The 24,593-nt window shown below is 70.7% G+C and carries 16 protein-coding genes; 9 read left to right on the top strand and 7 right to left on the bottom strand.

Annotation, left to right across the window (positions count from 1 at the left end):
- The first annotated feature begins 2 nt into the window (after positions 1-2).
- The 8 genes from VKP62_13565 (at position 3) to VKP62_13530 (ending at position 10,622) form a co-directional block, all read left to right on the top strand.
- Entirely contained in the window at positions 3-3,998 is a 3,996-nt protein-coding gene (locus VKP62_13565; GenBank protein MEB3198223.1) for a glycosyltransferase, read from the top strand.
- Entirely contained in the window at positions 3,995-4,891 is an 897-nt protein-coding gene (locus VKP62_13560) for a glycosyltransferase family 2 protein (GenBank protein MEB3198222.1), read from the top strand. The genes VKP62_13565 and VKP62_13560 overlap by 4 nt, the downstream gene beginning before the upstream one ends.
- A gap of 134 nt (positions 4,892-5,025) precedes the next feature.
- Positions 5,026-6,048, top strand: a complete 1,023-nt coding sequence (gmd, locus tag VKP62_13555) for a GDP-mannose 4,6-dehydratase (GenBank protein MEB3198221.1) — start codon at positions 5,026-5,028, stop codon at positions 6,046-6,048.
- A 117-nt stretch (positions 6,049-6,165) separates the two neighbouring features.
- Positions 6,166-7,254 carry a glycosyltransferase family 1 protein gene (locus VKP62_13550; GenBank protein ID MEB3198220.1) on the top strand — a complete coding sequence of 363 codons (1,089 nt, stop codon included), beginning with the start codon at positions 6,166-6,168 and terminating at the stop codon, positions 7,252-7,254.
- Positions 7,255-7,296: 42 nt separating this feature from the next.
- Positions 7,297-8,448, top strand: a complete 1,152-nt coding sequence (locus VKP62_13545) for a glycosyltransferase (protein ID MEB3198219.1) — start codon at positions 7,297-7,299, stop codon at positions 8,446-8,448.
- Positions 8,445-9,122: an exopolysaccharide biosynthesis polyprenyl glycosylphosphotransferase gene (locus VKP62_13540; protein ID MEB3198218.1), complete on the top strand. Its 678-nt coding sequence runs from the start codon at positions 8,445-8,447 to the stop codon at positions 9,120-9,122. The genes VKP62_13545 and VKP62_13540 overlap by 4 nt, the downstream gene beginning before the upstream one ends.
- Before the next feature lie 68 nt (positions 9,123-9,190).
- Complete coding sequence (locus tag VKP62_13535) at positions 9,191-9,559, top strand: EamA family transporter (protein ID MEB3198217.1); 369 nt, start codon at positions 9,191-9,193, stop codon at positions 9,557-9,559.
- 112 nt (positions 9,560-9,671) lie between these two features.
- Positions 9,672-10,622 carry an NAD-dependent epimerase/dehydratase family protein gene (locus tag VKP62_13530; GenBank protein MEB3198216.1) on the top strand — a complete coding sequence of 317 codons (951 nt, stop codon included), beginning with the start codon at positions 9,672-9,674 and terminating at the stop codon, positions 10,620-10,622.
- 116 nt (positions 10,623-10,738) lie between these two features.
- Here VKP62_13530 and VKP62_13525 read toward each other — a convergent pair whose 3' ends face one another.
- Complete coding sequence (locus tag VKP62_13525; protein MEB3198215.1) at positions 10,739-11,641, bottom strand: peptidoglycan-binding protein; 903 nt, start codon at positions 11,639-11,641, stop codon at positions 10,739-10,741.
- A 234-nt stretch (positions 11,642-11,875) separates the two neighbouring features.
- On the opposite strand from VKP62_13525, the gene VKP62_13520 reads away from it, so the two are divergent.
- On the top strand, positions 11,876-13,540 hold the full coding sequence (locus tag VKP62_13520; protein ID MEB3198214.1) for a methylmalonyl-CoA mutase family protein: 1,665 nt from the start codon (positions 11,876-11,878) through the stop codon (positions 13,538-13,540).
- A 17-nt stretch (positions 13,541-13,557) separates the two neighbouring features.
- Here the strand turns inward: VKP62_13520 and VKP62_13515 are convergent, their stop codons facing one another.
- The 6 genes from VKP62_13515 to VKP62_13490 form a co-directional block, all read right to left on the bottom strand.
- Positions 13,558-16,440: a hypothetical protein gene (locus VKP62_13515; protein MEB3198213.1), complete on the bottom strand. Its 2,883-nt coding sequence runs from the start codon at positions 16,438-16,440 to the stop codon at positions 13,558-13,560.
- Positions 16,441-16,567: 127 nt separating this feature from the next.
- Positions 16,568-17,869, bottom strand: a complete 1,302-nt coding sequence (locus VKP62_13510) for a hypothetical protein (protein MEB3198212.1) — start codon at positions 17,867-17,869, stop codon at positions 16,568-16,570.
- Between the two features lie 96 nt (positions 17,870-17,965).
- Positions 17,966-18,586 (bottom strand): bifunctional nicotinamidase/pyrazinamidase, encoded by a 621-nt coding sequence (gene pncA / locus VKP62_13505; protein MEB3198211.1) that lies wholly within the window; start codon positions 18,584-18,586, stop codon positions 17,966-17,968.
- Positions 18,587-18,608: 22 nt separating this feature from the next.
- A complete protein-coding gene (nadE, locus tag VKP62_13500; protein MEB3198210.1) occupies positions 18,609-20,654 on the bottom strand; it encodes an NAD(+) synthase in 2,046 nt (681 codons plus the stop codon).
- Entirely contained in the window at positions 20,651-22,138 is a 1,488-nt protein-coding gene (locus tag VKP62_13495) for a nicotinate phosphoribosyltransferase (protein ID MEB3198209.1), read from the bottom strand. The genes nadE and VKP62_13495 overlap by 4 nt, the downstream gene beginning before the upstream one ends.
- Positions 22,139-22,226: 88 nt before the next feature.
- Positions 22,227-24,593, bottom strand: a 2,367-nt coding sequence (locus VKP62_13490) for a hypothetical protein (GenBank protein ID MEB3198208.1), incomplete at its 5' end; no start/stop codon positions are given.

Raw genomic sequence — 24,593 nt, 5'->3', positions numbered from 1 at the left:
GAATGGCTGCCCCGCTCCCGATCTTGCTCTGTCCCGCGTGCGGCGCGCCAGGTGGCGCGCCGTTCTGTCGCCGCGGTGATGGCGAGAATCTGCAAACCTGCCCGCGCTGCGACACGATCTACCGCATGGAGCGTCCGCTCTCGCTGGCCGCCCTGTATGACGGCGTCACGGTGCTGGAAAGCCTCGACCAGAGCCTCGACGCGGCGCGCTGGCGGCTCGGCTGGATGCTGTTCGCCTGCGACGTGCTCGGCGTGTCGCCGACCCCGCTGCTCGACAACGCTTGCGGCCAGGGTGCCTTCCTCGCGCTGGCGCGGGGTTTCGAACTCGGGCCGCTGGCCGGCTGCGATCTGACCCCGCGGGCCCGCCTGGTCACCGAGGTCACGGGGCAGGCGGTTCCAGCCTTCGATTTCGACGACGTCCGCCTCTCCTGGGAAGAGGCGCTCAACCCCCAGGTGGTGCTGGCCTGGGATCTGCTGACCAGCCTGCCACAGCCACGCGATGCCGTGTTGCACTGGGCGAACCGCCTGGGCGAGGGCGGCTTGTTGCTATTCTCGATTCCCAATGCCGATGCGCTGCGGGAGCAGGCGCGACCGGAAAAATGGCCCGGCCTGCAGCGTCATTACGAGCAGCTGTGCTACGTGGGGGAGGCGGGCCTCGAGGCCTTGCTGGGCAGTTATTTCCAAACCCGCGTGTATCGGGCCGTGCGTTTTCGCGGCGAAGACATCTTGCTGGGGGTGGCCACCGCGCGTGAACTGACGCTTCAGCAAGCCGAGTTGCTCGGGTCGGTGCTGGAGGCGCCGGCGGTCTTGCGGGAGGCGATTCGCGCCCGGGAGATCGGTCCGGCGGGGTTGCTGGGGCTGGGCTTGCTGGAGGGGAGCTTGGGCGACGCGGGCCTGGCGGAAGAGGCCGCCACGCGGGCGGAGATGGCGGGCGCGGCGCCTGCGCCGGCCGCCTTCGTGCGTGCCCTGGTCTCGCTGCGCTGTAACCGCTTGGAGCCGGCGCGGGTGGACCTGGCCATCGCGAGTCAGTCGCTGCGCTTGCGGGAGGCCAGCCACCACGTGCTGGTCACGGTGCTCGAACGGCTGCTGCATGAGGCCCAGACGCTCGGGACCGCGCGCATGCAGGCGGCCATCGAAGCCGAGGCCCAGCTGCGCCAGGAGGAGGCCCGGCTGCAGGAACTGGTGGAAGCGCCGCCCGGGGAGCGCGCGCCTGCCCCGGCCAGCGTGCGCCTTCCCCGGCGCGCCTTGCGGCGTGGGAGCTGGCTGGCCTTGCTGTCGGCCTGGGGCCAGGCCCTGTCAGCCAAGCTGCGGCGCTGGCCGCGCCCGGGGACCTCGCTCGCGGGGCAGCGCGCGCAGCGCGATCGCCTGCTCGCCCCTCATCTGGGCAAGCGGGTGGTGGTGGTCCTGCCCGGCGCGGACACGCAGGGGGGAATGACCCGCTGGCATCAGCTGGGGCTCGCGCTGGCGCGGGCCGGCTGCGTGGTGGTGCTGGTGGATGAGGCGGCCAGCTTCGAGCCGGTCGGGGACGGCCTGTTTCGGGCCAATCTGGTGCTCGCGCGCGAGTTGCGGCGCCCCTGGGTGGTGGTCACCGATCCGCGCCAGCTGACCTTGCTGACCCGTTTTTGTCTGGCCCGCGTGATCTACGACGCGCCCGTGCCGCCGGTGGCCCCGGCCACCGGCCCCCTGCTGGAGCCGGAGAGCGGGCTCAGCCTGCGCGCGCGGCGCGGACGCGGCGTGCGCGCCCGGGTCTCGGAGGCGCACCTGGCCCCCCCCGCTCCCTGGACGGGGGAGCGCTTGCAAGCCGCTCACCACACCCTGCTCACGGAGGCGAGCGTGGTGCTGGCGCGCAATGGCACCGTCTGGGAGGCCGCGCAGGGGGGGCGGGACGATGTCTGTTTGCTGCCTGATGGCGCCGAGCTGTCCGACTGGCAAGGGGAGGGGTTGCCGCCCCCCAAGGAGCTCCGCCCACTGGTGGGGGCCAACCGGCCGCTGGCTGGCTACGTCGGGCCGGTGGGTCAGGGCCTCTCGCTCGATTTGCTGGTGGCGGTGGCCGGGCGCCTGCCGCACTGGGCCTTCGTGCTGATCGGCCCGATCGGGAAAGTGCCGCTCGATTCGCTGCCGGTCAACATCTATCTGCTCGGCGAGCGACCGCTTGGCGAGCTGCCTGCTTACGTGCAGGCCTTCTCGGTGGCCATGTTTCCGGTGGCGCCTGAACCCATGCTTCACGGCTTTGCGGCGCCGGGCCTGATGGCCTGCCTGGCCGCCGGTAAGCCGGTGGTCTCGACGCCCTTTCCCGACGCGGCCGGTTATCGTGGACTGCGCACCGCGGAGGATGCCGAGGGGTTTGCGGCGGCCCTGGAGGTGTCCCGGGCGAGCATCGGCTTGCCGGCCGCTCGGGCCGTGCGCACGCAAGACGCCGAGCAGGTGGACTGGGGACGTCGCCTGGTGCCCTTGCTGGCTCGCTGGGCCACGCTGGAGCGGCTTCCGACGGATGTGGCGGTGGTGCTCAGCCGCACGCCCTGGTTGGCCAGCGCGAGCGATCATCGCGCGGCCCAGTTTGCACGCGCCTGGCGGTCGGCCGGCTGGCACGTCGTGTTTGCCCAGTGGGGCGAACTCGCGTCCGCCGACGGGGGGTCGCTCGCGCGCCCCGGGATCTCGGTGCTGCGGATGGCGGAGTTCGATCTGGTCGGGCACGTCAGCCAGCCGCCGAACGGTCGCTACGTGGCGATGATCAGCAGCCCCCACCCGGCCTTCGAGCCGGCCATCGAGGCCATGCAGGCGGCCGGGGCGGACCTGATTTACGACATGGTCGAAGATGAGGATGCCTTCCGTGAGGATGTGACCGTCGACCTTGGCGTGGAGGCTCGTCTGGCGGGTCTGGCGGACGTGCTGACGGCGCCGACGGTGGGGGCGGCCGCCGTGCTGGAGGCCCGCTGTGGCCGCACGGTCCACCCCGTGCCCGACGGCCTGGACCGCGAGCGCTTCGATCGCAAGCGGCGCTGGGGTCGGCCTGGCGACCTGCCCAGCGGAAAGCCGCTGTTCGTGTACGTGGGGGCCCTCTGGGACACCGTCTTCGACTGGGCCATCGTCGAGCGCGTGTTGCAGGCCTATCCGAGCGGCCACGTCGTGCTGGTGGGCGATTACACCGATCAGTGCCCCTTCCGGCCGCCCTCTCACTTGCACATTCTGGGCAGCCGCCCCCACGCCAGCATTCCGGCCTATCTGGCTGCCGCCGACGTGGTCCTGATGCCCCTGACGCTGGCACCCGGGCGCCCCGAACCCCGACCCGGCGAGGTGTTGGGGGCCCTGGCCCTGGGGCGGCCCGTGGTGGCGACCGCGTATGGTGAGCGCACCAGCTGGCCGGGGCTGCACCTGGCGCCCGATGCGGACGCCTTCGTGGCGGCCATCAGCCGGGCGCTGTCGCATCCCGTGGAGCCGGCCGTCTCGGAGGCGCTGGCCCGCATCAACAGCTGGGAGCATCGACTCGAGAGCCTGCTGGAATTGCTTTCGCCGCCGGTGGCCAGCGTGCTGGAAGAGCCGGGTGAGCCCCTTGATGCCGCACCGGTGGGCTCAACCGAGTTCGACCCGGCAGACCTTCTCGCCTCGCCGGTGGAGGCGTGGCAGACCTCAAGCCTGGCGACGGCATCCGATGCGGCGCTGCCAGCGGATGATTTCGAGACGCTTTCGGCCAATGCCCCGGCGTCGCTGGCGAGCGACCTCCGTGCTGCGCTCCCTGAAACTTCGCTGGCAGATGACCTGGCCCCTGCCGGGCCCGAGGCGTTGCTGGCGAGCGAGCTCAGTGCTGCGCTCCCTGAAACCTCGCCGGCAGATGATCTGGCCCCTGATGGGCCCGAGGGGTCGCTGGCGAGCGACCCGAGCGCCGCGCTCCCTGAGGCCTTGGGGGCGGGCGACCTCGCGCTGGGTTCGGACACCTCGATGCCGCTCGACCCGGCCGTGACGCCCTCGCCGGCGGAAAGCGCGCCCGGGCCCTCGGCGTGAGTTCGCCCTCGCTGCCCCATGTGGGGGTGGTCGTGCTGAACTGGCGTGGGGCCGCCTTGACGCGTCGTTGCCTGGCCAGCCTGCGGGCCGGGCCGGGCTACCGGCTGCAGGTGCTGGTGGTCGACAATGGCTCGGGCGAGGCCGAGGTGGCGGCTCTGAGCGAGTGGGCCGAGGTGCTGGCCTTGCCCGAAAACCTGGGTTTTGCCGGCGGCATGAACCGCGGGGCCGCTGCCTTGCTGGCGAGAGGCGTCAGCCACCTGCTGTTGCTCAACAACGACGCCGAACTGGATGGGGAGACCCTCGCCCACCTGCTGGCGGCCGAGGTGGCGATCGCCGCGCCCACCATCTGGCAAGGCCATTTTCCCGAGCGTTCCCGCAGCTGGTATGCGGGCGGCCGCCTCCGCTTGGGGGAACCCCTGCATGGCCGGCCGGGTGCCCATCGCGCGGGTCCGGTGGGCTTTGCCTCGGCCTGTGTGTTGCTGGTCGAGGGGTCGACCTGGCAGGCGCTGGGGGGGCTCGATGAGCGGTATTTCCTGTACCACGAGGATGTCGACTTCTGCCTGCGGGCCCGGGCGATCGGCCTCTGGCCGCACTGGGTGCCCCAAGCCGAGGCCTGGCACCTGGGAGGCGCCTCGACCGGGCGAGCGGCCGGTGTGCCGGCGCTGGTGGATTACTACGACACGCGCAACGGGCTGCGGGTGATTCGGACACGCCTGCGTGGTCCGGCGCGGCTCGCGGCCCTGCTGTGGTGGGCCGGCGTTCGCCTGCCGCGCAAGTTGCTGCGCATCTTGGCCCTGGGCCCTGAACGCCGGGCCGCCTTGCGGGCCGTTCAGCAGGGGCTGGGCGACGCCTGGCGCGGGCATTCGGGGGCCCGGGGCGCCGCCGCTGCCTGAGCGTCTCGAAGGCGGATGTGCCTTCGCCCTCGTGGGGCCCGTGGTCTGACCGCCGCTCTCAGCCGGCCGCCGCCGGTGGCAGGAGCTCGCGCAAAAGGAGTGCGCCCTTGCGAGTCCTCGGGTACACTCCTTCCATGGCTGAACGCGCATTCATCACGGGCATCACGGGGCAAGACGGCAGCTATCTGGCCGAGTACTTGCTCGACCAGGGCTACGAGGTGTACGGCCTGACCCGTCGCTCCAGCCAGCCCAACGACGAACGCATCGCGCACCTGAAAGGACGCTTGGCCCTGCTCTCGGGTGATCTGCTCGACAGCCAGAGTTTGCTGGAAGCCCTGGAGGAGTCCCGGCCGACGGAGGTCTACAATCTGGCCGCCCAGAGCTTCGTGGGGGCGAGCTGGGGCCAACCGGTGTTGACGGGAGAAGCGACCGGCCTGAGCGTCACGCGGTTGCTCGATGCCGTGCGCAAGGTGGCGCCCAAGGCGCGTTTCTATCAGGCCAGCACCTCCGAGATGTTCGGCAAGGTGCAGGCCGTGCCGCAAAGCGAGGCGACGCCCTTCTATCCCCGTAGTCCCTATGGCGTGGCCAAGGTCTATGGCCACTGGATCACCGTGAATTACCGGGAAAGCTACGGGATGCATGCCAGCAGCGGGATCCTCTTCAACCACGAGAGCCCGCGCCGGGGGCTGGAGTTCGTGACCCGCAAGATCACCGACGGGGTGGCCCGCATCAAGCTGGGCCTGACCGATTCGCTCACGCTGGGCAACCTGGATGCCCGGCGCGACTGGGGTTTCGCGGGGGACTACGTGCGGGCCATGTGGCTCATGCTGCAGCAAGCGCAGCCGGACGATTTCGTGATCGCCACGGGGGAGACCCACAGCGTGCAGGAGTTCTGTGAGCTGGCGTTCGCGCACGTGGGGCTCGACTGGCAGGCCCACATCCAGCAGGATCCGCGCTTCATGCGCCCGGCCGAGGTCGATTTGCTGATTGGCGATCCCACCAAGGCCAAACGGGTGCTTGGCTGGGAGCCCACGGTGCGCTTCCCGGAGCTGGTGGCCATGATGGTCGATGCCGATCTGGCCCGTCTCGCCCCGCTGGCCGGCCAGACCCGCACCGTCCCCGCCGCTCAGCCGCATTCGGCTGCCCCCACGTCCTGACGGCCACCCCGCTTGCTGGGCGCTGCGGGAGCCGGTGGGCCCCATCGGGGGAGGGTACTTTCCGATCCGCCGGAGGCAGGCTCCGAGGCGCTTCCGCGCCTGGGTGTCGATGCGCGCATGTGGCGCCACACCGGGATCGGACGCTACATCGACCAGCTGCTGAGCCAGCTGGACCCGGCCTGGCGGGCCACGGCCTGGGTGGCGCCGGACGACGTGGCGGCGGTGCAGGCACGCTGGCCTCAGGTGGCGATCGCCCCCTGTCCCGCGCCGCTGTTTTCCCTGCGGGAACAGCGGTTCTGGCCGCAAGCCTTGGCCCGACACGCGATCGGGCTGTTTCACGCCCCGCACCTGAATGCGCCGCTGCTGAGCCGTGTGCCGCTGGTGGTGACGGTCCACGACCTGATTCCCCTGCACCATCCCGGCACGATCGGCCGCCCGGGGGGGGCGCTGGCCTTTGGCGCCATGGCCCGCTGGGTGCCCGCGCGGGCCCAGGCCGTGCTGACGCATAGCCAGGCCACCCGGGAGGATCTGGTGACGCGGCTGGGCCTGGCGCCCGAGCGCATCACGGTGGTGCCGCTGGCGGCGGACACCCGCCTGGCGCGTCCCCAACCGGCGGCGCGCCTCGCGGCGTTGCGGGCGCGCTTCGGTCTGGAGGGACGCTTCGTGCTGTACATCGGTCAGTGGAAGCCGTACAAGAACCTGGAAACCCTGCTGGCTGCCTGCGTGGCGCTGCCGGAGGACGTACGCGTGGTGCTGGCCGGGCGCTGTGACCCCGGCGCGACGCACCTGCCCGCGGCGATCGCCCGCCACGGCCTCGGCCCGCGCGTGGTGCTGACGGACTGGCTCGACGACGACGATCTGGCGGCCTTGTTGCAGGCGGCCAGCCTGTTCGCCTTTCCCTCCTGCCGCGAGGGGTTCGGTCTGCCCCCGCTCGAAGCCATGGCGGCCGGCGTGCCGGTGCTGTGCAGCGAGGCGCCGGGCCTGCGCGAGGCCGTGGGGGAGGCGGCCTGGCGCCTGCCGGTGCGCGACGTGGCGGCCTGGCAGGCGGCCTTGCGGCGGACGCTGGCGGATGAGCCGCTGCGGGCCGGGCTGATCGCCGCCGGGTTGCGCCATGCGGCCTCGCGCAGCTGGGCCGCCGTGGCCCAGGAGACGCAGGCCGTCTATCGGCGTGTCGCCCGGGCGAGTGGCCCGTCGCGCGCGTGGTAACATGCGGGCTTTGGACGGCTTGGCAGGAACAGGACCGCTCGCGTGAAGGTAGCGCTGGTTCACGAATGGCTCACCACGTTCGGAGGCTCCGAACGGGTTCTGCTGGCCTTGCATCGCCTCTGGCCGGAGGCCCCGGTCTTCACCAGCGTCTATGATCCCAGTCGCCTGCCGCCTGATTTTCAGCGGCTGGATGTGCGCACGTCCTTCCTGCAGCGGGTGCCGGGCGCGCGCCGGCGCCACCAGGCCTGCTTGCCGCTGTTGCCCCTGGCCTTCGAAGAACTCGACCTGCGTGGCTACGACCTGGTGGTGACCTCGCATCACGCCTGCGCCAAAGGGGTCATCGTGGACGCCGACGCGCTGCACCTGGCCTACGTGCATACGCCGATGCGGTATGCCTGGGACATGACCCACGCCTATCAGGCCACCCTGCCGACCTGGCAGCGGGTGCTGGCGGCGCCGCTGCTCTCGTATCTGCGGGCCTGGGATGTCGCCAGCAGCCTGCGTGTCGACCACTACGTGGCCAACTCGCAGTGGGTGGCGCGGCGGATCGAAAAGACCTGGCGGCGCGCCGCCACCGTGGTGCCGCCCCCGATCCGGCTGGTCGACTGGCCCACCCCGGGCTCGCTTGAGCGCGGCGAACACCTGCTGGTGGTCTCACGCCTGGTGCCGTACAAGCGCATCGACCTGGCGATCGCCGCGGCCCGTCAGGCGGGGCTGCCCTTGCGGGTGGTCGGGGAAGGCCCGCTCCATCAGGCCCTCAAGGCCCAGGCCGGGCCGGACGTGACCTTTCTGGGCGCCCTGCCGGATGCCGCGCTGGGACGCGAGCTGGCCAGCGCGCGCGCCTTGCTGTTTCCCGGGCTGGAAGACTTCGGCCTGACGCCGCTGGAGGCGATGGCCTGCGGGACGCCGGTGGTGGCCTATGGGGTCGGCGGTGCGACCGAAACGGTGGTGGATGGGGTGACCGGCTTGCTGTTTGCGGAACAGACGCCCACGGCCATGGCCGAGGCGATCGCCCGCCTGTCGGCGCATCGCTTCGATCCGGCCGTCTTGCGGGCGCACGCTGCTCGCTTTGACGAGGCCCGTTTCGCCGCTCGCATTCAGCAGCTGGCGACGTCCCTGTATGCCCAGTTTCAGGCCGGCGTTCCGCGTGGCGAGCTGGTGATTCCCCCGGAAGCGGAGGCGCGGGACGCGTGACCTGGTCGCCCCTTCCGCTGAGCGCCTCGCTCTCGCTCGTCGGCCCGTCCGCCGGCGACGCGCCGCGGCCCCGCGTCGGGCCGGCCGGCTTGGCCTGGCATCAGCGCGCCCTCAAGCGCGGCCTGGATCTGGGACTGGCCAGTCTGGCCTTGCTGCCCGGGGCGCCCTTGATCGCCCTGCTGGCCGTGCTCGTGCGGCTCGATTCGGCCGGGCCGGCCTTTTACCGACAGACCCGGGTCGGGCGCGACGGGGGTGAATTCACGCTCTACAAGCTGCGCACCATGCCGCCCGACGCCGAGCCGGACGGCCCGGTCTGGGCGATCCGCGGCGATCGCCGCGCGACCCGCCTGGGCGCCTGGCTGCGGCGTTACAGCCTGGATGAGCTGCCGCAGCTCTGGAACGTCCTGCGCGGCGACATGAGCCTGGTGGGCCCACGGCCGGAGCGCCCTTACTTCGTGGCGCGCTTTGCGGCGCGGATTCCTCGCTACGCGGAGCGCCATCGCATGCGTGGCGGCCTGACGGGCTGGGCGCAGGTGAACGGGCTGCGCGGGGATGTCAGCATCGAGGCACGCACGCGCTGCGACCTCTGGTACATCCAGCACTGGAGCCTGGGGCTTGACCTGCGCATCCTGCTGCGAACCCTCGTCGAGCTGGTGCGGCGTCCCGGCTACTGATCACCGCGCAGGGCCCTTCCGGCGGTCTACGCTGGTCACGGTATCCGTTGGTTCCGGGAGCCGCCGCCTTGCAATCCTTTGCCCTGATCCTCACCTCGATCCTGCTCTCGGTGGCGGGCCAGTACGTGCTCAAGGTGGGGGCCCGCCAGCTCGGGCAGGTCGGGGTCGAGGACGCCGGGCGCGCCACCGCGATCGCCTGGGCCGCGGCCACCAACCCCTACCTGATCGGCGGGCTGGCCTTCTATGCGCTGGGGGCCGTGACCTGGATCATGGTGCTCACGCGCGTGCCGCTTTCCTGGGCCTACCCGATCCTGGCGCTCAACCAGGTCCTGATCCTGCTGGTGGCCGCCACCTTCCTGGGGGAGACGGTCAGCCTGACGCGCTGGGGCGGGGTCTTGCTGATCATCACCGGCGTATTCCTCGTGTCGCGCAGCTGATCGCGACGCTCAAACGAGCCTGGCCGAAGCGTCTCGGCCAAAACGGCCCTGGCCGCTCGCCTTGATCGCCCGCAGGATGAAGGCGTCTCGGATTGTCAGCGGAGGCCTCACGATGCGCATCCTGATCACCGGCGGCGCCGGTTTCATCGGCTCACACCTGGTCGAACATCACCTGCGGGCTGGCCACACCGTGGCCGTGCTGGACGACATGTCCCGCGGCCGACGCGAGAATCTGGCCGGCATGCTCGACCGCGTTCCGTTCTTTCGCGTCGACATCTGCGATCGCGCCGGCCTCACGGCGGCCTTCAGCGCCTTTCGGCCGGATGTCGTCAGTCACCATGCGGCCCAGATGAGCGTCAGTGCCTCCAGCCAGGACCCGGTGGCGGATGCCCGCACCAACGTGCTGGGCCTGCTGCACGTGCTGCAGGCCAGCGTGGCGCAGGGCGTGCGCAAGCTTATCTTCGCCTCGTCGGGTGGGACGGTCTACGGCGATTGCCCGCTGATTCCCACGCCCGAGGATGCCCCCCTGGCGCCGCTCAGCCCGTATGGCATCTCCAAGCTGGCGGGCGAGCAGTACGTGCGTTACTTCCAGCGCGCCTGCGGCATCGACTTCACGATCCTGCGCTACGCCAACGTCTATGGCCCGCGCCAGGCCGCCGACGGTGAGGCCGGCGTGGTGGCGATCTTCATCGAGAAGCTGCTCGCTGGCGAGGCGCCGGTGATCCATTGGGACGGCGAGCAACGCAAGGATTACATCCACGTGGAGGACGTGGCGCGCGCGCACCTGCAGGCGATCGCCGAAGGCAGCGGCGGCACTTACAACATCGGCTCCGGCCAGACGACCACCGTCAACGCACTATACCAGGCGATCGAGCATCAGCTCGGCACCGGCCTGTCGCCGGGCCGCGGGCCCCGGCGGGCCGGCGACGTGCGGATCAGTCGGCTGGCGATCGAGCGGGCGCGCCACGCGCTCGACTGGCGTCCCCAGGTGCCGCTGGAGGCGGGCCTGATCGACACGGTGGCGTACTTCCGGGCGCGCCACGAGCTGCCGCAGGCGGCCTGAGCGGCTGGGGGCTGATCGCGCGCGAGCGCTGCGGGGCTGCGAGCGGACTGACGCGCAGCCCCGCAGCCTCGCGCGCGGGGCCGGCGATGTCGGCCGGGCTCCGGTGATTGTCGCGATCAGGCCAGCATGGACTCCAGGCGGCGCAGGTTGCTCATCATGGGGGCGAGGCCCCAGTCGGCCTCGCCGGCGATCTTCAGGTTGGTGGTGCGCCAGTCGCGCCGGGCCGTGTAGGTCGACAGCTGGCGGTCCTTCCAGTAGGCCACCAGGATGCGGGCGGCGATGTCGGGCCGCAGGGCCAGATCCGGGCTGCCCTCCAGATCCACCCCCAGCAGGCGGCCATAGTGGCGGTAGTTGGCGCGACCCGTCAGCTGCAGGTAGCCGCGGCCCTTGTAGCGGGGGCCGTCACCCGGTTGCGTGTTGCCCAGGTCGCGCCGGCCCTGGTAGGCCCAGCCGCTGTCCCACTCCAGGATCGGCGTGAGGTGGCTTTCGCGGCCCATGATCGCGAGCAGGGCCAGCGCGTCGTTGCGACTCGTGATGCCAGCTTGCGCCAGGGCCTGCTTGAGGGCCGGCCAGTTGCGCTGCACGTTGATCAGCGGGATGTTCAGAGCCTTGGCGATCTGGGCGTCGGAGAGCGGCATGTCGACGGCCCCTTTCGGCGCCGAGCTGGTCTGCGGAGCCCCCCAGGCGGCGATCGCCAGCGCCTGGCGCACCTGTTCGCCGGCCAGCCCATCGACGCGCAGCCCGCGCGCCTGCTGGAACTGACGCAGGGCGCGTTCCGTGTTGGGGCCGAACACGCCATCGGCCGCACCGGGGCTGTGGCCTGCGCGGGCCAGCGCCCGCTGCAGCGTCGCCACGCCTTCCCCGCGATCGCCGCGCATCAGGAGCGCCGCGTGCCCGCCGCCGCGCGGCCCGGATGCGATCCACTGGTCCGGCGCATAGGCCGGCGTCCAGGCCGGCGTGACGCTGCGGGTCTGATGCCAGGAGTACAGGCGGGGCGAACTGGCGGCGATGGGAAACATCGGGCATCCTCCGGGGGCGCAGGTGCATCGGGGACCGGGTCCCCCACGGCCTTTATCGGCCGGCGAGCCGTCCGAGCTGCCTGATTCGAGCCTAAGGGCGTATTAAGGGAAGAGAATGGTAAGATAAAGACAGCCGATGGCCAGCCGACGCGTGCAACGAGGCACGCCCGCGACGCTGGTCGCCGACCTGCCCGCGCGACCGTCGATGGAGACCCCGCCATGCCCCCTGAGACCATGCCCTCCGCCCTGCAAGCCGAGCGCGCGCGCTGGCAAGCGGAGACCTACGCGCCGCTGTTGCGCAAGGCCCCCGAGCGCGCCGAGGCGCTCCAGACGCTCTCGGGTCTCGCGGTCGAGCCGCTCTGCACCCCGCTGGACGCCCCCGAAAGCGCCTATGCCGACCAGCTGGGCTTTCCGGGCCAGTATCCCTTCACCCGCGGCATCCAGCCCACCATGTACCGCGGTCGCCTGTGGACCATGCGCCAGTACGCCGGCTTCGGCACGGCCGAGGAAACCAACAGCCGCTTCCGCTACCTGCTGGAACAGGGCCAGACCGGGCTGTCGGTGGCCTTCGATCTGCCGACCCAGATGGGCTACGACAGTGACGACGCGATGGCGTTGGGCGAGGTGGGCAAGACCGGGGTGGCGATCGACTCGCTGGCCGACATGGAAACCCTGCTGGCCGGTATCCCGCTCGACCGCGTGACCACCTCGATGACGATCAACGCGCCGGCGGCGATCCTGCTCGCGATGTATCAGGTCGCGGCCGAAAAGCAGGGGGTGGATCCCGCGGTCATCTCGGGCACGATCCAGAACGACATCCTCAAGGAATACATCGCCCGCAACACCTACATTTTCCCGCCCAAGCCCTCGCTGCGCCTGATCACCGACATCTTCGCCTACTGCAAGGATGCCATCCCCAAGTGGAACACCATCTCGATCAGCGGCTATCACATGCGCGAGGCCGGTTGCACCGCCGTGCAGGAGGTGGCCTTCACGCTCGCCAACGCGGTGACCTATGTCGAGGCGGCGATCGCCAGCGGACTCGACGTCGATGACTTCGCGCCCCAGCTGGCCTTCTTCTTCTGCGCCCAGATGGACATGCTGGAGGAAGTGGCCAAGTTCCGGGCGGCCCGCCGCCTGTGGGCCCGCATCATGGCGGAACGCTTCGGCGCGAAGAACCCCAAGAGCCTGCAGCTGCGCTTCCACACGCAGACCAGCGGGGCCAGCCTGACGGCCCAGCAGCCCATGAACAACGTCGTACGCACCACCATCGAGGCGCTGGCGGCGGTGCTGGGCGGCACGCAGTCGCTGCACACCAACGCCATGGACGAGGCCCTGTCGCTGCCGACCGAGCAGAGCGCCATGGTGGCGCTGCGCACCCAGCAGCTGATCGGCTTCGAGTCCGGCGTGGCCAACACGGTCGACCCGCTGGCCGGCAGCTATTACATCGAAAGCCTGACGGATCGGATCGAGGCCGAGGCCCGGACTTACATGGCCAAGCTCGAAGAGCTCGGCGGCGTGCTGCCGGCGATCGAGCAAGGCTGGGTGCAGGGGGAGATCGCCGAGGCGGCCTATCGCTATCAGCGCGAGGTCGACAGCAAGCAGCGCACGCTGGTGGGCGTGAATCGCTTCACGGTCGAGCAGGAAGACCTGGGCGAACTCTACCGCCACGACCCGACCCGCGAGCAACGTCAGAAGCAGCAGCTGGCCGACCTCAAGGCCCGGCGCGATGGGGCCGCGGTGGCGCAGGCGCTGGCGCAGGTGCGGGCGGTGGCCGCCGGAAGCGAGAACCTGATGCCGGCGCTGGTCGAGGCCGTGCGCGTGTATGCGACGGTCGGCGAGATCTGCCACGTCTTGCGCGAGGTGTTCGGCACCTACCGCGGCGTGGTGAAGATCTGATCGGCGCTCGAACCCGCTCAGAGCGCCTCGCGCGGCAGGATTCGCACGGTGTTCGAGCGGATGTCGACGATGGCCAGTCGCCCCTGGGCGTCGAAGGCCATGTTGGTCGGTAGTCCCAGGGACTCGGGGTCTTTCGGGTCGGGATAGAGCTTGCCGCCCGGGCCCATCAGGGTCTGGATGCGACCGTCCGCCGTGATCGTGCGCAGGCGCGCCTCGCTGTTGGGCAGCTGAACCCCCTTCAGCGCCTCGACGTCTTCCAGGAACAGCTTGAGGTTGCGGGTGCCGCCTTCGGCCAGGTACATGGTGCCGCTGGCATCGAAGAGCACCTCCGTGGGCACGGCCACCAGGACCTCGGTGGCCTTGAGGCCGTTTTCCAGGGCCTCCCAGCCGGTCGGGTTGGTGGTCAGCTTGAGGATGCTCTGCAAGCGGCCGAGTCCAGCCACCGTCTCGACCTGCGGGGTGGCCGTCGACAGTCCGACCACGCGCCGGACTCGGCAGTTGGCGAAGTCGGCGAAGTACAGGTTGTCCGGTTCGCCGGGCTTGAAGGCCAGGCCCATGGGGGCGCCCAAGGCCACCTCGCCGGCGGGCCCGTCGGCGCTGTCGGCGGGGGCCTCCTTGTTGGTATTGCCGCGGCCGGCGATCGCCCGCACCTGGCCGTCCGGGGTCCACTTGTAGATCTGGTTGAGGCGAATCGAGCTGAAATAGACCGCGCCATCCGGCCCCACGGCCAGCCCCATCGGGCGGGGCGGGGAGAAGTCGCGACCCGGGACGGCGGCCCCTCCCACCGTCAGGGGCAGGTCGCTTGGCATGGTGGCCTGGGGCAGGCCCACCAGAGTGCGCACCTGGTCCGTCGGGGTGATCGACAGGATGCGGTGATTGCCCAGGTCCGCGATGATCAGGTCCTCGCCGCGGTAACGCATGGCGCCGGGCGTCTGGAGCTGAAGGTCCTTGCGCAGGCCCTCGCCGCCGCCCTTGCCCGTGACGCCCCCTGCGATCACCTCCAGGGAGGTGCCCTCCACCCGCTTGATCGCGTGGCCGGCGCCCTCGGAGACCAGCAGGCGTCCCGTGGGGTCGAAGACCACGCCGGCCGGGCTGTTGAAGGTCAGACGGTCTGCGCCGCTCTGACTGGTCTCGTTGCTGCCGGCGACGTGGCGCCAGACGCCGGCGGCATTCCGGGCCAGCACCAGGCCGCGGTCGCGGTCCACCACGTAGAGCGTGCCATCCGCGCCCCAGCGGACGGTGTCGGGGGCCTTGAGGACCAGCGCCGGGTCTTCCGGCGGGGGAATCGGGGCAAAGCTGCCGCCGGGCGGCTTCACGCTCACACGCCCGGCGTCGTCCTCCGGCACGGCGATCGCCCCGTCCGCGCGCACGGCCAGCTTGCCATAGGAGGCCTTGAGTCCGGACGCCTCCCGGGTCCAGCTGCCCGAGGCCGCGTCACGCCGGAACAGCTGGCCACTGCGCAGCACGTAGAGGTCTCCCTGCGGTCCCAGCGCCAGGCTGGCGATGTGTTCCGGCGCATTCTCCGGTGGCAGGGGCACCTGATTGAACTGGCCGTCGGCCGTCAGGCGGAACAGTCGGTTGGGCACCCAGCGATCGCCTTCCAGGCTGCGCCGCTGGGCCAGCCACAGCACGCGGGCCGTGCCGTCGTAGGCCAGATCGACCGGGGTCAGGCCGGTCTGGGGACCCGGCACCTCGCGGAAGGTATCGCCTTCGATTTCTCCGCTGCCCGCCACCACCTGCGGCGCCTGGCCGGCTTCCACCAGATAGATCCGTCGGCGCACCTGGGAGGCCACGTAGAAGCCGCCCTCCGGACGGGCCGCGAAGCCCACCAGGCCAGGGAAGCTGCTCTGGATGGTGCCTCCCTGCACGTCCATGTACGTGGTCAGGGTGCCATCCGCCGCGATCCGGCGCACCCGCCCGAAGGTTTCTTCTCCGACCATGAGGCTGCCGTCCGGCAGGACCACCAGGCCGCGCGGGCGACTCAGGGCCACGCGGGTCGCCTGACGGCCGTCGCCGAGGCCGCCCAGGAGCAAGCTTTCAATGGTTTTCAACGTCCGGTCGAGGGCGGGGGTCTGGCTCCGCAGGCTTTCCGTCAGGCGCACCGCTTCAGCCGGGTCGTAGCTGGGCATCTGCTGCAGCGTACGGGCGGCCTGGCTGAGCTCCTGGCGTAGCTGGTCGGCCTCCGCGGCCGGCAGCTTGTCGAAGGTTTTCTGGTCCCCTTTGACGAAGCGCTCCAGCACGTAGCTGGCCCCGAGGGTGGTGGCCGTGTCGATCTCGATGGTTTGCTCGGCGTTCGTGCGCCTGGGGGCGATCGCCATCAACTGGCCGCCCTGCCAGAGCTTGATGCGCAGCAGCAGGTTCTCGTCCGGCAGCACCCCGCGCAGGCGGTAAGCCCCGGTCTGGTCGGTGGTGGCGGCCAGCGGGGCACCCTGGTCATTCACCAGCTGGCGCCCGGCGGCGTCCAGCACCGTGATCTCGGCATCAGCCAGCCAGAACTGGCGCAGGGCCGCGTTCTGTGTCAGCCGCCACTTGGCCTTGCCCAGCAAACTCCCACCGTGGTTGCTGATCAGACTCCCGCCGTGATTGCTGATCAGGTTGCCGCTGTGGTTGCTGATCACGCCGGCCCCCTGGTCGCTGAGCAGGCCGCCGCTCTGGTCGCTCAGCAGCTTGACCTTGCCGGTTAACTGGACCACATCACCCGTCTGGGCCACGGCACGGGTCACGCCCGCGCTGCCCGCCACCAGCCCCGGAATCGCAGGCGGAACCGCCTTGGAGCTGGGTTTTCGCGCTTGGCCCGAGGCCGCAGGGGCGGTCGGAGGGCCGCCTCGCGGCAGCGCACAGGCCGTCAGGCCCATCATGGCGACGGTTAGCGCGAGAAGGATGCGCGGGGGACGAACCATACGTATTGCGTACCACCGTCGCAGCGCCCTGAAACCCGGAAAAAAAGGCTGGGCCAGCGACTCGTTCAGCCAAACGAGGGGGGCCGTGCGCAGGGCTCGGCGTTCCCGGAGGCGCCTTGGCAAGCCGTCAGCGGTCGAGTTGGAGGAACTTCTCGGTGAGGGCCCGTGAGGAGGCAAAGGCGGCCTGGTCTCCGCTGCGCAGTTGCTGCTGCAGGCGGGCCGCCAGACGATCCAGGTCGGCCAGGGTGCGCCGCTGAGCCAGCGTCGCCGCGGGAGTGGCCGCCTGCAGGTAAGCCCGCAGGAAGCCCAGCTCGGCCTGGGCCACCTCGGTCTGGCCGAGGCGCAGGTAGGTGTAGACGGTGGAGGCGCTGATGTAAGCCTTGTTGAGGTACTCGGGCACCGACAGCGTGTTGGCCGTGAGGGCCGGCAGCGTGCTGGGAGCCTCTGCGGGCTGGTCGGACGCTTCAGGTGTGGGGGCGCTCGTGGTCGTTGGGGGCGGAACGGGGGTAGGACGCGGCGTTGGGACCGGGGTCGGAACGGGCGTCGAAACCGGGGTGGGACGCGGTGTCGGGACCGGGGTCGGAATGGGGGTGGGACGCGGCGTCGGGACCGGGGTTGGAACAGGGGTGGGACGCGGCGTCGAAACTGGGGGCAGCGCCGGCGGGCTGGGCAGCGGCGGCGTGTAGGGCGTGGGGCTCGGCCCGGGAGCGGCGACGGGGCGCGTGGAGGCCCGGGGGCGCGGGCCTGGCGTGGCGGGGTTCAGCCGCGCCGCGAATCGGTCGAGGGCCGCGTTCAGGGCGGGTGAAAGCCTGGGCGCCGCCGAACCCTGCACCTTGGGCGCCGCGGGGCGCGCCGGCTTCGAGGCGGGCGACCGCTCCTGTTGCAGAATGCGCGAGGCCATCACGGCCCCCATGTTCAGGTCTTCCACCAGGTTTTTGGCCTCTTTCAGGGCCGAGGGGTGCTTGGCGGCCACCAGGCCTCCCAGCAGGGCGTGGCGCAGTTCGGCCGGTGTCAGCGTGCGCGCGTAGCGGTCATCGATCTGCTGCCGGAGGCCGGAGAGGCGCAGGCCGAACTCCTGATGCACCTGTTCGGCGCGCAGCCAGTCGCGGGCCTCAAGGCTGCGTTCCAGCTTGTGGGCACCGACCAGCAAGCGGTCGAGGCCTTCGAGCAGGCGATCTTCCGGCGAGACGGTGATCACGGCCGCTGGTGTCGGAGGGTCACCGCCCCAGGCCAGGCGCCGGGCTTCAGCCGCCACGACGTCCGGCGGAATCGGGTGGGGCGAGGCGCTCCAGGCAAACCACTGGGCCGGCGGGGCAAAGCCGACCACCCGCACCTGACCGTGGGCCAGTTCCGGTTGCCCACAGACGGCCACGGCCACACAGCCGAGGGTCAGCAGCAAGGTGAGAACACGGGAGGACGGGGCGGGCATGGCGTGACCATTCTAGTGGGGATGGGTTCTGTTAACAATGTTCGCGCGCACATCCCGGAACGGCCTGCTGGTGACGGCCCGGCGTGAGAGCGCCCCTCAGGCCGTGGACGAGGGGCTCAGCACCCGCACGCCGGCCGTGTGCAACTCGTCGAGTGCCTGGGCCACGTCACCGGGTTGGAGCAGCACGCCCCGGCAGGCGGCCACCTCCACCGTGGTCTCGAAGCCTTCCCCCCGCGCGTCCAGGGCCGTCCATTTCACGCAATAATCGGTGGCCAGGCCCACCACCGTCACGGCCGAGACGCCCTGCTCCCGCAACCAGCCGGCCAGGCCCGTGTCGTTTCGTCGGCCGTTGTCGTAGAAGCCGCTGTAAGAGTCGACCGTGGGATCGGTGCCCTTTTGAAAGACCCGGGCGATGCGGCTGGTCTCGAGGGCCGGGTGAAAGGCCGCACCGGGCGTGCCTTGCACGCAATGGTCGGGCCACAACACCTGCGTGAGCCCATGCAGGTCGATGCATTCCCCCGGCGTGCGGCCGACGTGCTGGCTGGCGAAGCTGCCGTGGTCGGCCGGGTGCCAGTCCTGGGTCGCCACCACGAGGTCGTGGCGCAGCTGGAGCGCGTTGGCCACGGGCACGACCGCGTCCCCTTCTCGTACGGCCAGGGCGCCGCCAGGGCAGAAGTCCAGCTGGATGTCGACCAGGATCAAGGCGGATTTTCCCATGGGCGGTCTCCTTGTCGGGGGGTCAGGCCGGGGCCTGAGGGCGTTCGATGGTCGATTCGAGCGCGGCTTGAAGTTCGCTCAGTTCACGTTCGAACCCGCCGCTCAGAATCGGAAAGCGGCACCAGGTTTTGGGGTCCAGGTTCTCATCGTCGAGGTGGAAGCTGGGCGCGTAGCGCTCCCGCTTCCACTGGTTCTGGCTCCACAGCCGGAAAAATCGCGTGACCCACGCGCCCAGCTGGGCGGCGGACCAGCGCGCGAGGGGCGCGTGGGCCTGGAACTGCGCGCAGACCACCTGGTAGGCCGCCAGCGGCATTTTCTTGTCGCGAATCGCGGCCCGTTCGATCGCATCCAGCACCTCGTACGGCATCAGGTCGGCCTCGTCGGTCTGGTGGCGTTCCGCCGGCCGCAGCTCGGCCGTGGGGGCCTGGCGGTTGACCAGCCCCAGCGCCGGGAACGGGGGAACGCCTTCCAGGCCGTCCGTTTCCAGGCGTGCCAGCCAGGTTCGCAGGCTGGCCTTGTCGAGCCCCCCGATCGGGCACAGGCCGCCGGCCGTGTCGCCGTCCATGGTGGCGTAGCCCACCGCCGCTTCGGAACGATTGCTGGTGCTGAGCAGCAGCGCGCCGGCAAGGTTGGCCAGCATCCAGACGCCCGGCGCCCGCACGCGGGCCTGGATGTTTTGCAGCGCGGCGTCGTCGGTGGCCCAGTCCAGGGGACGCCCCAGCGCCGAGGCAACCAGCGCCTGGTAGCCTTCGACCAGGGCCTCCACGTCGAAATGGTGGAAGCGGGCGCCGACGGCATGGGCCACCGCCTGGGCCGCTTCCCGGGTCACCGCGCCGCTGTGGCGGGTGGCCTGGTACACGCACGTCAGCAGGGCCGAGGTGAAGGCCTCGGCCTCGGCCGGCAAGGCTGCCAGTTGCGGCAGGTGCGGCAGCTTGGCCACCAGGCCGGCCTGGCCCAGCTCTGCCAGCCCGAACAGCGCCATCAGGTGCACCAGCACGGCGCAGGCCGCCGAGTCGGCGCCGCCCGAGAGCGACAGCACGAAGCCGCGCGAACGGCTCTTGCGCATGTAGTCGAACAGGCCGAGGCTCACGGCGCGAGCCAGCTCCTCGTCTTTCAGCCGCGGGCTTTGTTCCCAGGCGGCCACCGGCGGGGCCTCCGGCAGGGGCAGCGCGGCGCACGCGGGAAAGCAGAAGTCATCCGCCACGAAGTAGGCCTCCGCCTCCGCCCCCAGCGCGGGGCGGAAGCTGGCGCTGCGGCGTTGTGTCAGGCGAGGGGCCTCCAGGTCGAGCCAGGCGGTGGTCACCTGCACGTCGCGGAAGCTGAAACGCGGCCCCTGCGCCAGCAGCTGGCCGGCCGAGGCAATCAAGGCGCCCCCGTCGTAGATCACGCGCCCGGCCTCGCAGCCGACCAGGTTGGCGTAGAGGTAGCCGACGGAAAACGCGCGCGAGCCCTCCAGCACGAAGCGGCGCCGGATCTCAGCCTTGCCGAAGGCAAAATGGCTGGCCGAGGGATTCAGGATCAGGTCGACGCCGTGCTGCGCGAGCTCGGCGCCGGGGCGCTTGGCCACCCAGGCGTCCTCGCAGATCTCAAAGCCCAGCTTGACGCCCCCCAGGTCGAAGGCGAGGTCGCCCAGCGGGTAGGCGGCCCCATCCACCGTCAGGGTGCTGCGCACGCCGGTCGGCCAGGGCTTGAACCAGCGTGGTTCGTAGTGCAGCCCGTCGCCGGCCAGGTGCTTCTTGGCGACAAAGCCCAAGATTCGCCCGTCGGCCACCAGGCAGGCGGCGTTGAAGATGGCGTTGCGGTGGACCAGCGGCAGGCCGAAGCTGACGACCATGCCCTGCGTGTCGGGCAGCAGGTCTCGCAACACGGCCAGCGCCGTCTCCTGCACGCCCGGGGCATGGAAGGCGTCCTCGCACCCGTAACCCGTGATGCACAGCTCCGGCAGGCACAGCAGCGAGACGCCCTGGGCGCGGGCTTCGGCGATCGCCTCACGGATGCGGCGCTGATTGCCCGACCAGTCCAGCGGCGTCTGATTGAGGCAGGCCGCTCCCACCCGCAGCACCGTCATGGCTTGACCCCCTTGGCCGCCAGCACCAGGTCGAGCTTGAAGTCGTAGAGCGACTTTTCCACGCCGGCCGGGTAGGCGTGCGGGTGGTCGAAGCGCTTGATGCCCTCATGGAACATGCCCAGCTGACGCTGGGCGTGGGCCCGCACTTCGGCCAGCGGCGGTGGATCGTAAACTCGCGCGCCGGCCCGGAAAATCGGCTGGAGCAGGTCGCTGTAGGGCGTGCCCGCGGCAATGCGTTTCTGGTGCGTGATCTCGGCCGGGTCCACGATCACCAGCTCACCGTCCGGCACGTCCCGCGAGACGTCGTACAGGGCGTCGGCGATCGCCTCGCCGCCTTGCGTGAAGCGCCGCACCTGCAGCACCCCCGGCGTGCTGATCTTGCTGGCGTTCTCCGACAGCTTGACCTTGTACTGCCAGGCGCCGCCCGGCGGGCGGATGGCCGAGAGCTTGTAGACCCCACCGAGCGCCGGCTGGTCGTAGGCCGTCGCCAGCTGGGTGCCCACGCCCCAGACGTTGATGCGGGCCCCTTGTTCCTTCAGCGAGCGGATCAGGTGCTCGTTGAGGTCATTGGAGGCCACGATCGTGGCCTGCGGAAAGCCGGCCTCATCCAGGATGCGCCGCGCTTCGATGCTCAGGTAGGCCAGGTCGCCGCTGTCGAGGCGCACGCCGAGCAGGTCGTGCCCGCGCGCGCGCAAGGCGTGGCCGACCTGGCAGGCCCGCCGCACGCCTTCCAGCGTGTCGTAGGTGTCGACCAGGAAGACGCAGTTGTTGGGCATGGCCTCGGCGTAAGCCTCGAAGGCCGTCTGCTCGTCCGCGAAGCTCATGATCCAGCTGTGCGCGTGGGTGCCGCGCACCGGGATGCCGTAGAGCTTGCCGGCCAGCACGTTGCTGGTCGCGGCCACGCCGCCCACGTAGGCCGCGCGCGAGGCGGCCAGCCCGCCGTCGATGCCCTGGGCCCGGCGCAGGCCGAATTCCAGCACCGCCTCGCCCTGGGCCGCGTGACAGACGCGCGCGGCCTTGGTGGCCACCAGGCTCTGGAAGTTGATCAGGTTGAGCAGGGCTGTTTCGAGCAGCTGGCACTGCGCCAGCGGTCCCTGCACCCGCAGCAGCGGCTGGTTGGGGAAGACCACGGTGCCCTCGGGCACGGCGTCGATGTCGCAGCTGAAGCGCATGGCGGCCAGCTCGTCGAGGAAGGCCCGCTCGAACAGCAAGCGACCGTCGGCGCCGGTCAGCGTGCCCAGGTAGGCCAGGTCGTCCGCGCTGAAATGAAAGGCCTCCAGCCAGGCGATCGCCTCGGCCAGGCCCGCCGCAATCGTGTAGCCGCCCTGAAAGGGATGCTTGCGGAAGTACAGGTGAAAGACCGCTTCCTGGCGGTCGATGCCCTCTTTCCAGTAGCCATAGGCCATGGTGAGCTGGTACAGGTCCGTCAGCAACGCCAGCGACTGGCCGTAGGGGACCACCACAGAGGGATTCGAGCCGGACATCAGAGCCTCCCGCGCGCGATCGCCCCCACCTTACCACCCTGGCGGCCCGGCGTCGATTTGGCCCGGCTAGCCGCTGCACTCGCCGCGATCAGGGCTCCAGCACCAGCTCCTTCAGCTGGCTGGCGAGCAGGTCGACGAACACCAGCTGGCGACCATCGGCCGCGATCGCCAGCGAGATCGGGCTGAGCGGGTTGCCGTCCGAGCCCGGCGCGCCCAGCCCCGCCAGCACCCGCAGCTTGCCATCGGCATCCAGCCGTCGGATCCGTCCGCCGAACTCTTGCAGCTGCATCCCGGGGGGGATGACTTCCTTCAGGTTGAAGCCGGAGGATTCGGAGAATTGCTCCAGGCCCTGGGTGCCCAGTTCACTCACGTACAGGCGGCCCGCGCGGTCCAGGGCCAACCCGGCCGGCACCATCAAGGAGGCCTCCAGCGGCGCCACCTCCCGTTCCTGGACCACGCTGCCGCTGTTGATCGCCAGCGCGGATTTCAGGATGCCGTTGCCGACCACCGGCGTCAGCGTGCTGTCCGGGTTCAGGCTGAGCACCTGGTTGCGCCGGAGGTCCGAAAACACGATCCGACCCTCCGGTGTGATCACCAGCCCGTAGGCAGCGCCGAGGCGCACCGACCGCGCGCCCACGCTGTCGGTGAGTGGCGCGAGCGAGGCCTTGGCGTCGATCGCGCCGGCCAGGTGGGTCAATACGCCATTGGCTTCGACCCGCCAGAGCGCACTGAAGCGGACGGGCTGGCCGTCCGGTCCGGTCCCGTCCATCACGGCCGAAAAGACCGGCAGGCCCTGTGGGGTGGCCGTCACGGCGCTCACCTCACGAAACGAGACCTCTCGCGCCAGCATCGGGGCGGAGTCGTTCCAGCGCGCGCGCGTGTCGTCCGGGTGCCCGGCGACGACCTCCAGCTCCAGCTCCAGTTCGTTTTTGACGTACAGCCGGGAGAGGCGCCGCGCGTTCATTTCTGTGATGAAAAAGTCCCCCCCGACAGCGGCGATCGAAATCGGTCCATCCAGGTGGGTGGCAGGCACCCGGCCATTCCACCCCAGACGCCCCGCCTGACCGCCGGCGATGCGACTCAAGAGCCCCGCTTGCAGGCGACGCACGGAGTGCCCGCCCGTCTCCACCAGCACGGGGCGGCCCTGGGAATCGAACGTGACCCCGCCCGGGATGTTCAGGGCCGCTTCGCGGGCCAGTTCGCGCTGCGCCGCCCGACTGCCGAGCACGGTCGTGACCTGGCCTTGCAGGTCGATCTGGCGCACCAGGCCGTTGTCGAAATCCGTCACCAGCAGGCGACCGTCGGGGCGGCGGGCCAGGTAGCTGGGCGAGTTGAAGCGCGCCTGCAGGCGCTCGACCGGCGCTTCGTCCAGGCCGGCGGGCCCCTGGCCGGCGAAGCGTTCGTGGCTGCCATCCGGGCGGATTCGCATGAGGGTGTGATGCAGGCGCTCGGTTTTATCGGCCGTGGTCACCAGCACGCTGTTATCCGGCTCGGGCAGCAGGGTGGAGCGCTGCCGGTTGTAGCGCTGATTCGGGAAGGTGATCTCGCCCCAGTCGGCCGCGGGGGCCTTGCGCCAGAGGCGTCCGTTGGCCAGCACCCACAAGGCCCCGTCGGGCGTCTCCCCGACCGACCGGATCACCAGCGACTCGCCGTTCGGTCGCGGGCCCTGCTCGGGCGCCTGCAGGACCCCGTCCAGGCTCACGCGCCAGAGGCGGTAGCCCTCGTTCGGCTGGTGGTGTTTCTCCGCCAGCCAGAAGCCACCGGCGCGGGCGGGGGCAATCGCCGTCAGGTCGTTGAGCTTGGCTTGCTGGCCGGGCATGTTGGGCTCCGGCAGGGCCTCCCCGCCGCCGACCAGCCGTTCGCGTTCGCTCCCGTCGATCTTGCAGCGGTATACCATTCGCCCGAACTCCGAGGCCAGATACACCCGCTCGTCCGGTCCCACGAACAGGCGCTCGAACGCGGTGCGGGCGTTGAGCTTCGGGTCGCGCGGCGTGCAGGGGCCGAACAGCTGTTGCAGCTTGCCGTCCGGCCGCACCCGGATGACCGCGCCGGAGATCTCGAAGCCCAGCACGAGCGAGCCATCCTGCGCGGCCGCCACCCCGAACGGCAGGGTCAGCGGCACGCTGGTCGCCGGCACCTCGTCCTGACAGAAGCCCTTGCCGGCCAGGGTCATGACCTGCCGCACGGCCTCGAGGGCCTCGCCGAGGGCCTGTCCGAGCGGGTTCTTTTCGGCGGCGAACTGGTCCATGGCCCGGGCCAGACCACTGGGCATGGTGGCCTTCATGTCGGGCGGAGTTTGCGTGGCCATCGTGGCCAGGGTTTTCTCGCGGGCCTGGCGGGCGAGTTCGGTGGTCAGGCGGTCGAGGCTCTCGGCGGGGTCGCGCTGGGTGGTGAGGATCGTCTCACCGATCCAGCTGGTGAGCATGGTCGAGGCGGTGTCGAGCTGGATCGGGGC

The organism is Candidatus Sericytochromatia bacterium (assembly GCA_035285325.1).
GTDB lineage: Bacteria > Cyanobacteriota > Sericytochromatia > S15B-MN24 > JAQBPE01 > JAYKJB01.
Note: the sequence above shows the minus strand (reverse complement) of the source record. Positions and strands in the feature narration are given on the sequence as shown.

Excerpts from the sequence above, each read along its gene's own strand:
- VKP62_13530 (MEB3198216.1), top strand. The coding sequence starts at position 9,672 with ATGCGCATCCTGATCACCGGCGGCGCCGGTTTCATCGGCTCACACCTG.
- VKP62_13510 (MEB3198212.1), bottom strand. The coding sequence starts at position 17,869 with ATGCCCGCCCCGTCCTCCCGTGTTCTCACCTTGCTGCTGACCCTCGGC.
- VKP62_13520 (MEB3198214.1), top strand. The coding sequence starts at position 11,876 with ATGCCCTCCGCCCTGCAAGCCGAGCGCGCGCGCTGGCAAGCGGAGACC.
- gmd (MEB3198221.1), top strand. The coding sequence starts at position 5,026 with ATGGCTGAACGCGCATTCATCACGGGCATCACGGGGCAAGACGGCAGC.
- VKP62_13515 (MEB3198213.1), bottom strand. The coding sequence starts at position 16,440 with ATGGTTCGTCCCCCGCGCATCCTTCTCGCGCTAACCGTCGCCATGATG.
- VKP62_13525 (MEB3198215.1), bottom strand. The coding sequence starts at position 11,641 with ATGTTTCCCATCGCCGCCAGTTCGCCCCGCCTGTACTCCTGGCATCAG.
- VKP62_13565 (MEB3198223.1), top strand. The coding sequence starts at position 3 with ATGGCTGCCCCGCTCCCGATCTTGCTCTGTCCCGCGTGCGGCGCGCCA.
- pncA (MEB3198211.1), bottom strand. The coding sequence starts at position 18,586 with ATGGGAAAATCCGCCTTGATCCTGGTCGACATCCAGCTGGACTTCTGC.
- VKP62_13550 (MEB3198220.1), top strand. The coding sequence starts at position 6,166 with ATGTGGCGCCACACCGGGATCGGACGCTACATCGACCAGCTGCTGAGC.
- VKP62_13495 (MEB3198209.1), bottom strand. The coding sequence starts at position 22,138 with ATGTCCGGCTCGAATCCCTCTGTGGTGGTCCCCTACGGCCAGTCGCTG.
- nadE (MEB3198210.1), bottom strand. The coding sequence starts at position 20,654 with ATGACGGTGCTGCGGGTGGGAGCGGCCTGCCTCAATCAGACGCCGCTG.